Consider the following 10,759-nt stretch of genomic DNA (forward strand, 5'->3'; position numbering starts at 1 on the left):
AACCGGTGGGAGCAAGTCAGCTGACTTGCTCCCACCGGTTTTTTGCTCAGGGGCCTCAGAGCTTAGCTTGGAGCTCAGATCTCCAAGAGCGTTGTGGTTCCCACCCAATTACTCTTCGTGCTTTGTCGATGCTGAAAGCCGGGCTATCTCCTGTCAGTGTTGATGACAGCGTGGCGAGTTCGGGGTAAATCTGGGGAATTATCTCCGCGAGTGGACGCGTCGCTAATGCGTCTTTAGCACCAACAAAAAACACCGAGCCGTTTTCAACGCGATCAAAACGTTGCAGAAGCAGCAGCAAGAAGTCCGCAACATCACGAGCGTCTACATAATTGAACAATGCCGGCGCGGAGAGCTTCGGGTCCTTCAGACGCTCAAGCACTGTATGTCCCTGCTGTGTTGGTGCACCGCTCCACTCCTCCTGGGCAATGACAAAGCAAGGACGGAATGACGCAAATTTCACTTGTCCTTCGGGCCCCATTTTTGCTGCGAACATGGCCGCGATCTGCTCGGCCACATACTTAGATAACCCGTAAGCGTGCCACGGCCGTGGCGTCTGGCTTTCGTCCAGAGGTAGCTTTTCGGGAACCCAGCCACCAGGTGATCCGTAGCCCATGATCGATGGGCTCGAAGCCAAGATGACGCGCGTAGCGCCAGCTTCCACGGCGGCCGAGGTGACGTTATGAGCAATTGTTGTGTTGGTCTTCAGCAGAACCTCTTCGGGCGCCATAAAAGGCACCGCCATAGCCGCTAGTGAGACGACCGCTTGAGGCGAAATCTTCTTGAACTCCGCGTGCGTCGTACCCGCATCCATAAGGTCAATGATCTGGTAGTCAACCCCAGACACCGGATCTTCGGGAAGCTCGCGGTCCAGTGAAATGACCTCATGTCCTGCAGTAGCAAATCCCTGGACAACTGCGCGCCCTAAACGACCAGATCCGCCGGTGATGATAACTTTTTCACTCATGACTTGTACTACACCTGAACTTGTTCGTTCAAGGACAAATTCACGCCGAGACCGGCGGAACTAACGTCGATTGACTCCCCGGTTTCAAGAGATGCATTTCCGCAGATTCCCACAGCGATCGCCCGTGCCCCATCAAGGAACCCAGCTTTACGTGAATACGCATCAACCTGTCGTCCTTCAAAGAGCTCTTGTAGTAGCAGCTTGTCGCCGCCGCCGTGCGATCCTTCTGAATTGATGATCGGAATTTCTTCGGCCTCCTGCCAATGACGCTGCACCAGCAGTCGTTCACCCTTCGATCGCACCTTGTTGCTCTGGCCGTCATCACTGTATGAGGGATCAACAGGGCGTCCTCCCGATGCCGGAAGTACGGCAGCCCGCTCAACGACATCTAGTTCAAGCCTGCCCTCAGTTCCGTTAATCGCTACGCGATATCCTTCCCAAGGGCTATGAGCGTTCAGTGAATACGAAAGAATCGGCCCTTTGTCATATTGAACGGTGAGGCTTAGGTTGTCTTCGATGGAAATCTGACCATTAAAGACCCCCTGGTCACGTCGGTATCCATCAAAGTGTTCGTTGGCGAGGTACAGCTTCTCCAGCCGCTCGTCGCTGCGAAGATCAAGATCAAATGGTTCTTGGTCACTGTTCTCGTGTGTGCCTCGTTCATGGGATTGGTGACCTGCTACCTCGGCGTTTTTTGGTCCATAAAATTTTAGTCCGCCGGCTGCAAAGACGCTTGTTGGTGAGTCATCTAGCCACCAGTTCACTAGATCAAAGTGGTGGCTGGATTTGTGAATCAGCAGACCACCAGAATTTTCCTTTAGCCGGTGCCAGCGGCGGAAGTAGTCCGCGCCATGAACTGTGTCGAGCATCCAGTTGAAATCGATCGATGTTACCCGACCAATCAATCCGTCATCAATCGCCTTTTTTAGTGCTGTATTTCTTGGAGAATATCGATAGTTGAAGGCAACGATCACTTCACGTGAGGTCTGTGCCACGGCGCGGGCAATTTGTGCGGTACTGGCTGCGTCAATGGTCAGTGGCTTTTCCACAATGACATCGGCACCTGCATACATGGAGGCACAAATCAGCGAAGCATGAGTGTAGTCAGGAGTTGTGATGATGACTCGGTCGATCGCGTTCTCTCGAATAAAGGAATCCAAGTTTTCGGGTTCGAAAGACCCTAGTCGTTCTCCAAAGGACTGTTCGACGACATCCTGATAGTACTCAACGCGTCCTGGATTGGTGTCTGCAAGAGCCACCAGTTCTGCGACGTCACTCTGGTCACCGAGCATAGAGGTGATGTACATTTCGCATCTGTTGCCCGCACCAATCAGAACGTAGCGGGTGCGCGTAGTTGATCCCATGATTTTGCTCCTTAGCTAAGAACGCAGTGTTTGCGTACGTATCAGACATGCCGATGGCCCGGGCATTAGGGCTCCGGGCCAGGGGCAGGTGTTTATTTGATGCCGGTCGTGGCGATGCCTTTAACCAGATACTTCTGACCGAAGAGGAAGGCCAAAAACACTGGAACCAGGGTAACGATCGACATAGCGAACAGTGCGCCCCAGTTTGATTCACCCGTGGAATCAACGAACGCGTTAAGCGCCACTTGCACGGTGTAGTTGCTCGGGTTGGTCAAGTAGATCAGTGAAGTGAAGAAATCACTCCAAGTCCAAATGAAAGTGAAGATGGCTGTTGTAGCCAATGCGGGAACCATCAGAGGCAAGATCACCTGTAGGAAGATTCGAGGGTGTCCGGCTCCGTCGATGCGAGCCGCCTCATCCATGTCCTTTGGAATACCACGGATGAACTGGATCATGAGGAAGATGAAGAACCCGTCGGTGGCCAGCAGTTTCGGAACGATAATTGGCCAGAAGGTGTTGACCCAACCAATCTGAGAGAACATCACGTACTGAGGCACGATGATCACGTGGATCGGCAACATGATAGTCATGAGCATGAGTACGAACATGATCTTTTTGAATTTGAACTCAAGGCGTGCGAAAGCATAAGCCGCCATAGAGCACGAGACCAGGTTGCCAAGGATGCATCCCAGGACCAAAACAGCCGAGTTCATCAGGTACTTGCTGAAGGGCTCGGACAGCGCGTCCCAGCCGTTGGGGTAGTTATTCCAGTCCACCTGCGAGATAACTAGTCCCGCTTCACGGAATATCAGATCGTTGGGACGGAAGGAACTGGCTACCATCCACAACAATGGGTAGATCATGATGCCCGCAGCTATGAGTAGTAGCGCATGCTTCATTAGAGAACGCATTGGTTTGCGTACCTTGGGTCGGTGTCCTTTGACCTTTCGCCCATCGGCATCAGTTCCACCTGCTGGTGGCCGTTGGCCCAGCATTTTCTGTTCGTCAAGGCCGTGATCTTGCGCGTTTTCGCCAAAATCTTCTGACTGCGTTATTGACGTTTGATTAGTCATCGTAGAACACCCAATACTTTGAAACGAAGAAGTTCACGGCGGTGAATGCGCCGACTATGAGGACTAAGAGCCACGCCATGGCCGAGGCGTATCCCATGTCGAATTGCTTGAATCCCTGCTGATACAGGTACAGAGTGAAGAACATCGTGGAGTCGGCCGGTCCACCAGAGCCGTTGGAAACAATAAAGGCCTGGGTGAAGTTCTGGAATGCCCCAATAATCTGCAAGACGAGGTTGAAGAAAATAATTGGGCTAATCATTGGCAGTGTAATGCTCACGAACTGGCGCCACTTGCTAGCGCCGTCGATGGACGCTGCCTCGTAGTACATAGCCGGTACCTGGCGCAGCCCTGCCAAGAAGATGACCATCGGAGAACCGAAAGTCCAGACGTTGAGCAGGATCAGGCTTCCAAGGGAAGTACTCGGGTCCGAGATCCAACCAATTCCCTGGATTCCAATCAGATCCAACATCTGATTAACCAGGCCAGTGGTTCCAAAGATCTGCTTCCACAGCACTGCGATTGCTACGGACGAACCGAGCATCGATGGCAAATAGAAGACCGAACGGTAGAAGGAAAGTCCGCGCATTCCGCGATCAAGCAGAATGGCAACAGCTAGCGCTACGGCCAACTGCAATGGGACACCAATCAAAACGTAAGTGAAGGTGACTCGCAGAGAATTGTGTAGTCGCTGGTCATCGATCATTCGCTGAATGTTCTCAAAACCGGTGAATTCCGGCGACTGCAACAGGTTGTAATCCGTAAAGGCCAGGTACAGCGACATCGCCATTGGCCCCAGAGTAATCAGGAAGAGCCCTATCGTCCACGGGATCAGGAAGATATGTGCGGCCTTGTTGTCTTTTGCAGGAGCCTTGCGCCCCTTGGTCTTGCTTAGACTTTGCAGCTCGGCAATGGCGCTCACTGGCCATCACCTCCTTTTAGCGGTACGCAAAGGTGTCCTTTACGAATCGGGACCGACATGACTGACTCCTTGGCTTTAAAAATGCTTCATCGACATTCTCGGAATGCGCTTTCCAATCTCTATTCCACAACGCTAAACTAAAGGGCAACGTGAGGTCAACCACATTGGCCAGATGATTATTTAACGCATCATCAACACCTTCAGCGTCAGGGCAAGAACAGAGAAGGCGCTTCAGACGGGTACCGTAGATTTCGCAAGGGGAATACAAATTGCCACAGGTCAGAGAAGAAATTCCGGACATCATCGAATCCATTGAACTCTATCTAGTTTCACTGCCCTTCGATGCAGAACGTCGCGAATCAGAAGATTCCAATGCGGAATCAATCGATGCTTTCAATGCATCATCAAGGACTTTCAGCCAGATGGAATCTCTCATCGTCAAAGTCACTACGTCCCAAGGGTTCGTTGGTTGGGGCGAAGGTTTTGGGCACAAAGCGAATCCGGTGACATGGGCTGCGTTAGAAAGTATCGTCGCACCGTTCTTTTTGGGCCGCAGTCCTGACTTGAATGAGTCCCTACCCGCGGCGCACTACGCCTTTCACGCATTCGGGCGCACCGGTCCGATCCACTACGCACTATCGGCTCTAGATATCGCCCTCTGGGATATTGCTGCCAAACGAGCCAACAAAACAGTGCGCGAATTTATCGCTCCCACTGCGCGAGACGAAGTCAGCGCCTACGCTTCACTGGTTCACTACGCCGAAGATCCAGACGAAGTGGTCTTTCACTTAACTCGCGCCATATCGTCGGGCTTTAAAGCGTTCAAACTGCATGAGTCCTCTAAAGCAGCAATCCAAGCTGCTCGAAACGCCATCGGCACGGCACCGCTGATGGTAGACGTAAACTGCAAATGGGATCTGGCACAAGCCCTCGAAGTCTTTGATGACCTTGCCGATATGAACCTGCTGTGGATCGAAGAGCCCATCTTCCCACCTGATGATTCGCGATCCTTGCAGGAACTAAATTCCAAATACAGAAACGTCTCGGCAGGCGAGAATCATTCTGGCGTTCATGGCCTGCTCAACGACATTGAACATGGAGCCATCAAATTCGCCCAGCCGAGCGTGGGGAAGATTGGCGGCATCAGCGCCATGTTACAGATTCGAGCAGCGGCCAAGAAAATGAATGCTCACGTCGTCCCGCACTGTTTCTATTACGGCCCCGCACTACTAGCCAGTGCGCAAATTATTGCCCTAGATCCCCCAATGTCGCTAGATGAAGGCCACCTACGTCCTGAATTAGAGGTCCCTTTCCTCAAGTGGGACGCACAACTACATCCTTGGCACGCACCTCATCAAGGGCTACTCACGGACGAGGGCACGTTGTCATTACCTAAAGCTCCAGGGCTCGGATTTGAACCGGATCCACGCGTGCTGGATCAGTACTCGATAAGCTACCGCTGCCTTCAGCACGAAGAAAAGTTCGCGGCCACCAACAACCAATGAGCGGTGGCCTCGCAGGGTCTTAAGAACCCAAAACCTTCATCAGCAGTGCCGCGTCATCGGAAATGATCGCGTCAACTTTGCGGTCCACTAATAGTTTCATGGTCGGTTCATCGTTGACTGTCCAGACGTGCACCTGCGCTCCGGCGCGCTGAATCGCCTTGGTGAAACGTTCGGTGGCTACCGGAAGCCCATGGAGCTTAAACGGGATCTGGACCGCCCAATAGTCTTTGAGTAGCTTCTTCGGCACCCGCCCAGTCACGTGGGCAAACAGCCACATCACCGCGATGTCGCTACGTCCGGGCGAGCGCCTGATGGGAGATGAGAGCAAATGCTGTACTGCGTGGGTGCGGGAACTTTCAAAAGCAGCGATGGCAATCTGATTGTGTGCCCCGCGGCGTTCGATCAATTCCGCTAATGGGCCGATGACGTCATCATCTTTGACATCAAGGTTGAAGATCGCCTCGGGGAATGCGTCCAGGACTTCATCGAGGGTGCACAGTGGCTGACCACCGGCGCGAACGCTGGCTAACTGTTCATCGGTGTAATCGCCAAGTTTTCCACTGGTATTGGTCACCCGATCTAGGGTGTCGTCATGGAATAGGAACACCGTTCCATCCGCCGAGGCATGCAGGTCGGATTCCAGATGTCTCACGCCTAGGTCCCAGGCGCGCTGGAAAGCAATCAGCGTATTTTCTTCGTCGCCAATTCGGACGCCACGGTGTGCAAAGGCAAAGGTCATTTCAGTAGTCCCTCAATGATTTGGGCGACGCCGTCCTGTTCCAAGGGCGGTGCTTGATTACGCGTGCAAGCCAGCGTGGTCGGATGGCCCGAGGCCATAGCGTAACCGTGCTGAGCAAATTCGAGCATCTGAATATCGTTGGGCATATCGCCGAAAGCCATCACTTCATCACTGGAGATTTTAAGGCGCTGGCAATATTCACTGAGCGTCTTGGCCTTGTTGATATCCACATGGGCCATCTCCAAGAGCGACATATCAAAGGCAGAATGAGTGATCGAGACAAGTTGATGGAGTTTGGGTTGAACCGCGGCATAAAAATCGTCCATCGACAAGGTTCTCGAGCGCGCTAGGAACTTTACGATGCCCTCTTGATCGATAGCATTCGAGGACAGGTCCAGAAGTGTCGAGTCTTCGAGCTTGTGATGTGCTTCGGCAAAACCGTGACTCAGGTGAATTCCCTTGGTGGTTTCCGCCGCAAAACTTGCTTCCGGATCAACTTCCAAGATGGTCTGGGCAGCTTCGCGAGCCAGCGCTGCGCTGAGCGTACGGGACCAAATGACTTCGTCTTGCTCCAGATCGTAGAGCACCGCCCCATTGGAGCAGATCACCGTTCCGAGTCCGCCGAAGGCTTCGGTGATGGGGCTGAGCCAGCGAAAGGGCCGACCAGTGACAAAAACGATCTGAATGCCCGCTTCACGAGCAGCTAAAAACGCTTGTCGGGTGCGCTGGGAAATAGTCCCGTCCGGGGAGATGATCGTTCCGTCCAGATCTGAGGCGATCAGCTTGATCACCTTAGAGCTCCTCACGCCGTGGCGGGTTGGCGCCTGCACGTTGCACGGTGACGGCCGACGCTTTCGCCGCAAACTCTAGGGCCTGGGCGAGTTCATCGATTTTCAGTTGTCCCAGCCGCTCTCGGTTTGTCGCCCCGATCATCTCATGCTCGGCCAGCCAGCACAGCAGGGCCGCGGTGAAGGTATCACCGGCACCCACGGTATCGGTCACTTCCACAGATTCGGCAGTGAACTCGGCATCCCCTGCACGCACCACACCCCAGGATCCACGAGATCCCGCGGTAGAAACTACGATGGCTGGACCCATATCGAGCCAGGCTCGCGCCGAATCCTGCACCGAACGCATCGGGTACATCCACTTCAGGTCGATGCCGGAAACGCGGACCACGTCGGCTTGGGCGACAAAGCGTTCCACTTCGGCCACGGTCTGTGCGTGGTTGGTCACCAGTGAGGGGCGCAGGTTCGGGTCATAACTAATGGTCGCGTGGGTGCGAGCCACCGAGAGCAGGGGCAAGAGCTCTTCGGGGCTAAAGAGTGTTGCGATGGAACCGGTGTGGACCAGCTCAACATCCTGGGGCAGCTCAGGGCCGATGGTGGGCATCTGCCAGAACGCATTAAACGCAAAGGCCGCTCCGCCGGCTGGATCCAAGATTCCGTGGGCGATCACGGTTCCCTGATCATCGGCACCGCCGATGTACTTCACGTTATTTTCTTCGAGGTAGTCCTCGATCTTTCGGCCCTTCTCGTCTGCACCCCAGCGGGAGATCAGCGTTCCGGGATAACCCAAACGCGCCAGAGACACCGCAACATTCAGCGGGCTGCCACCAACAAATTCCTGCGCCGGGGTAATACCCGAGGCCAGGACATCGACCAGTGCTTCACCGATCACGGTCGGGTTCATGCGGCTCCTTTAGACATGCAGGGGTGAGAGGGCGGCCACGCACGCAGCCCATTGGCTACTGTGCGGATCAATCCAAGTGTAGTGATCCCCAGCGAAGAGTGCGAAGCGATACTCCTGCCCCACGGCAGCGGCTTTATCCGCTGCTCGTTGAGCAATTTTTACCGGAACATCGCCATCATTCCGCCCATGAAAGATTATGACACGTGCGGTGCTTGGCCATAATTCCACCGGGTTGTATCTTGCTAATGGCTCCTGGGCCAATAGCTCATCAACAGCCCCGTCGCTGAGCTTAAGTCGCCTAGCCAGCTCAAGATCTAACACCCCGGCCTGGCTGATCACTTGGCTCACCCGGGCATCAGTAGCAGCCAACACACTGGCTAAGTGAGCACCGGCGGAATGACCAATGAGGGTGATTGGCCCTTCCTCTTTAATCAGTCCCAAAGCCAGTCGGGCATCGGCCAGCATCTTGTGGGCGCTTCCCGGCCCACGCCGATATTCCAGGTTGTAGGCGGGAATACCGCGTTGTGCCAAGTCCCGGGCCAACGGGACACCAAGTTCCGCAGTGTATTTTTCGCGCCAATACCCGCCATGGATGATCATCACCGCTCCGTGTGCGGTGGTATGTTCCGGCTCAAAAAACTGGAGATACTGATCTGGGTGTGACCCGTAGTGCATCATTAGTTGCCAGGGAAGTTCGGCGAGCGCTTTTGAACGAAGGCACCACGACCTTCCACCGAGTCTGCGGTAGCGAAGGCACGCTGGAAAGAGTCGGCCTCCACTGCCAGTGCCTCATGGGTGTTCAGTGCGTCCATGGCAACCAACGCGGACTTGGCATTAGCGACGGCGGTTGGTGCCACGGCGGCAATTTCTTCGATGGTGGCGACCGCCTGATCGATGAGCTCTTCGGCGGGGACAATTCGGTTAACTAAGCCGATGCGCAATGCTTCCTCGGCCTTGATCCGCCGGCCGGTAAAGATCAACTCACGGGCCACCGCGTTGCCGACACGACGTGGCAGACGGACCGAGCCGCCGAAGCCTGGTACCAATCCCAGGGAGACTTCAGGTTGACCGAAGCTGGCTTTTTCAGAAGCGTAAATGAAGTCGCAAGCTAGGGCCAGTTCGCAGCCACCGCCTAAGGCGAAACCGTTGACCGCTGCGATGACCGGGACCTGAAGGGATTCTAGGCGTTCGGTCACGGCGTGCATTTGGCGACCATAGACCCCAGCCGCCTGGGCGTCCATAGCGTTCATTTGAACAATGTTGGCGCCGGCGACAAAGGACTTCTCCCCTGCCCCGGTGAGGATCACTCCGCGGTATTCGTATCCGGTAGTTTCAAACCACTGAACGAAGGCTTCCAGATCATTGACAACTTCTTGAGCCAAAGCGTTCAACGACTTTGGCTGGTCGATGGTCAGGATCAGGGCCGGGCCCTTAGCGGATAGCGTCAAAGTATCAAATTGCTTCATGGCTTCACTCTACCCATGCACCGTTGCCGGTTCTAGCGTTTCTTGCGACCCTTTGCTCCGCCTGCTTTGCCCGGCTTGCCGCCATTAGACCGTGCCTGTTTTTTGGCCAGTTCCTTTTTCCGTTTGGCTGCAGCTAGGGCCTTGGTTTTGGCTTCAAACTTGGCTTTGTCGTTGATGCGCTTAGCTTTTTGCTCTTGATTGCGCACCGAAGCTTGGCGAGAAGAGTTAGCGCCACGTCCGCGCACGATGCCGATGAACTCCTCCAACAAGGCGGTGTCTTCCATCGATGTTGGCCAGGCGATGCCGACCTGGGTCGGCTCGCCATTGTCGATGAATCGCACCACGACGTCCTTGCGGGCGAAGAGTCGGGCGATGCTCTGTGGTACGCGTAGCACCTGAGCGCCGGAGGCAACTACTTCCATGGCCGTGGCAACGCCGCCCACGGATTCGGGGTAGTCGGCGAGGTCCAGCTGAGGGAATTCTGCCACGGTTTCGGCGGCAATGGATTCGTCGTAGTACTCGACCTCATGATCTTTGCCCGCACAGACCACTTCAAGTTCTTCATACAGTGGGATGACGTGACGGGTGTGATCCTTCGGTGATTCACCACGGTAGCGTACGAACACCGCGTCGGCTTCCTCGGCCGCTAAGAGATCAAGAATCGGCCCTTCGTCGTGGCGCCAGGCTTTCAGTTCCATGTTTGGGTAGCGCTCTTGGAAGCGATCCATCCATTTGCCGGGGGTGACGCCGGTGGCGTAGGCGATTCGAAGTTTTTGCACCCCTTAACCCTACGCTGTGGCGGGTTAAATGCCGCAGGCGGGCACCGAAAAATGAACTGGGTCCCGAAAGTTGGACTAGCTAAATAATAGACCGACTCAGGCTGCAAGGGTATGACACCGATATTCCGTCGGTGTCATGCCCTTCAGTCGTTCCTGACGACGATGCCTGTTGTACCAATCGATATACGCCTCAATTTCCACCTTGAGCTCCGCAAAATCTGCGAAATGCTCTCCATGAAACATCTCTGACTTGAGATG

Annotated in this window: 12 protein-coding genes; 1 reads left to right on the top strand and 11 read right to left on the bottom strand. The window is 54.7% G+C overall.

Annotated features, from left to right (window positions below):
* Nucleotides 1-55: 55 nt before the first annotated feature.
* The 4 genes from FJV47_RS06210 to FJV47_RS06225 all read right to left on the bottom strand — a co-directional run bounded on the left by FJV47_RS06210 (nt 56) and on the right by FJV47_RS06225 (nt 4,320).
* Nucleotides 56-964, bottom strand: a complete 909-nt coding sequence (locus FJV47_RS06210) for an NAD(P)-dependent oxidoreductase (protein WP_159611127.1) — start codon at nt 962-964, stop codon at nt 56-58.
* A gap of 8 nt (nt 965-972) precedes the next feature.
* A complete protein-coding gene (locus tag FJV47_RS06215; RefSeq protein ID WP_159611129.1) occupies nt 973-2,328 on the bottom strand; it encodes a Gfo/Idh/MocA family protein in 1,356 nt (451 codons plus the stop codon).
* Nucleotides 2,329-2,420: 92 nt separating this feature from the next.
* Nucleotides 2,421-3,323, bottom strand: a complete 903-nt coding sequence (locus FJV47_RS06220) for a carbohydrate ABC transporter permease (protein ID WP_159611147.1) — start codon at nt 3,321-3,323, stop codon at nt 2,421-2,423.
* A 70-nt stretch (nt 3,324-3,393) separates the two neighbouring features.
* Nucleotides 3,394-4,320: a carbohydrate ABC transporter permease gene (locus tag FJV47_RS06225; RefSeq protein ID WP_159611131.1), complete on the bottom strand. Its 927-nt coding sequence runs from the start codon at nt 4,318-4,320 to the stop codon at nt 3,394-3,396.
* 269 nt (nt 4,321-4,589) lie between these two features.
* Here FJV47_RS06225 and FJV47_RS06230 point away from each other — a divergent pair, with 269 nt between their 5' ends.
* Nucleotides 4,590-5,825 carry a mandelate racemase/muconate lactonizing enzyme family protein gene (locus FJV47_RS06230; protein ID WP_159611133.1) on the top strand — a complete coding sequence of 412 codons (1,236 nt, stop codon included), beginning with the start codon at nt 4,590-4,592 and terminating at the stop codon, nt 5,823-5,825.
* A 19-nt stretch (nt 5,826-5,844) separates the two neighbouring features.
* Here FJV47_RS06230 and FJV47_RS06235 read toward each other — a convergent pair whose 3' ends face one another.
* From FJV47_RS06235 to FJV47_RS16755, 7 genes are all read right to left on the bottom strand, one after another.
* Nucleotides 5,845-6,564, bottom strand: coding sequence for a glycerophosphodiester phosphodiesterase family protein (locus FJV47_RS06235; protein ID WP_159611135.1), 720 nt, complete (start codon nt 6,562-6,564; stop codon nt 5,845-5,847).
* Nucleotides 6,561-7,355, bottom strand: coding sequence for an HAD family hydrolase (locus FJV47_RS06240; protein ID WP_235026373.1), 795 nt, complete (start codon nt 7,353-7,355; stop codon nt 6,561-6,563). The genes FJV47_RS06235 and FJV47_RS06240 overlap by 4 nt, the downstream gene beginning before the upstream one ends.
* A 1-nt stretch (nt 7,356) precedes the next feature.
* Nucleotides 7,357-8,256, bottom strand: coding sequence for a carbohydrate kinase (locus tag FJV47_RS06245; protein WP_159611137.1), 900 nt, complete (start codon nt 8,254-8,256; stop codon nt 7,357-7,359).
* A 9-nt stretch (nt 8,257-8,265) separates the two neighbouring features.
* Nucleotides 8,266-8,934 carry an alpha/beta hydrolase gene (locus tag FJV47_RS06250; RefSeq protein ID WP_159611139.1) on the bottom strand — a complete coding sequence of 223 codons (669 nt, stop codon included), beginning with the start codon at nt 8,932-8,934 and terminating at the stop codon, nt 8,266-8,268.
* Entirely contained in the window at nt 8,934-9,722 is a 789-nt protein-coding gene (locus tag FJV47_RS06255) for an enoyl-CoA hydratase/isomerase family protein (RefSeq protein WP_159611141.1), read from the bottom strand. Before FJV47_RS06255 ends, FJV47_RS06250 begins: the two co-directional genes overlap by 1 nt.
* Nucleotides 9,723-9,754: 32 nt before the next feature.
* The gene (locus FJV47_RS06260) at nt 9,755-10,501 is read right to left on the bottom strand and encodes a LysR family transcriptional regulator substrate-binding protein (RefSeq protein ID WP_159611143.1); all 747 of its coding nucleotides are present in this window, start codon (nt 10,499-10,501) and stop codon (nt 9,755-9,757) included.
* 96 nt (nt 10,502-10,597) lie between these two features.
* A partial coding sequence (locus FJV47_RS16755) for an integrase core domain-containing protein (protein ID WP_159611145.1) occupies nt 10,598-10,759 on the bottom strand: 162 nt, incomplete at its 5' end.

Origin of the sequence: Glutamicibacter sp. JC586 (genome assembly GCF_009805585.1) — a bacterium.
Lineage (GTDB): Bacteria > Actinomycetota > Actinomycetes > Actinomycetales > Micrococcaceae > Glutamicibacter.

Coding starts and splice junctions, on each gene's coding strand:
- FJV47_RS06210 (WP_159611127.1), bottom strand. CDS start 964: ATGAGTGAAAAAGTTATCATCACCGGCGGATCTGGTCGTTTAGGGCGC.
- FJV47_RS06215 (WP_159611129.1), bottom strand. CDS start 2,328: ATGGGATCAACTACGCGCACCCGCTACGTTCTGATTGGTGCGGGCAAC.
- FJV47_RS06220 (WP_159611147.1), bottom strand. CDS start 3,323: ATGCTGGGCCAACGGCCACCAGCAGGTGGAACTGATGCCGATGGGCGA.
- FJV47_RS06235 (WP_159611135.1), bottom strand. CDS start 6,564: ATGACCTTTGCCTTTGCACACCGTGGCGTCCGAATTGGCGACGAAGAA.
- FJV47_RS06245 (WP_159611137.1), bottom strand. CDS start 8,256: ATGAACCCGACCGTGATCGGTGAAGCACTGGTCGATGTCCTGGCCTCG.
- FJV47_RS06250 (WP_159611139.1), bottom strand. CDS start 8,934: ATGATGCACTACGGGTCACACCCAGATCAGTATCTCCAGTTTTTTGAG.
- FJV47_RS06255 (WP_159611141.1), bottom strand. CDS start 9,722: ATGAAGCAATTTGATACTTTGACGCTATCCGCTAAGGGCCCGGCCCTG.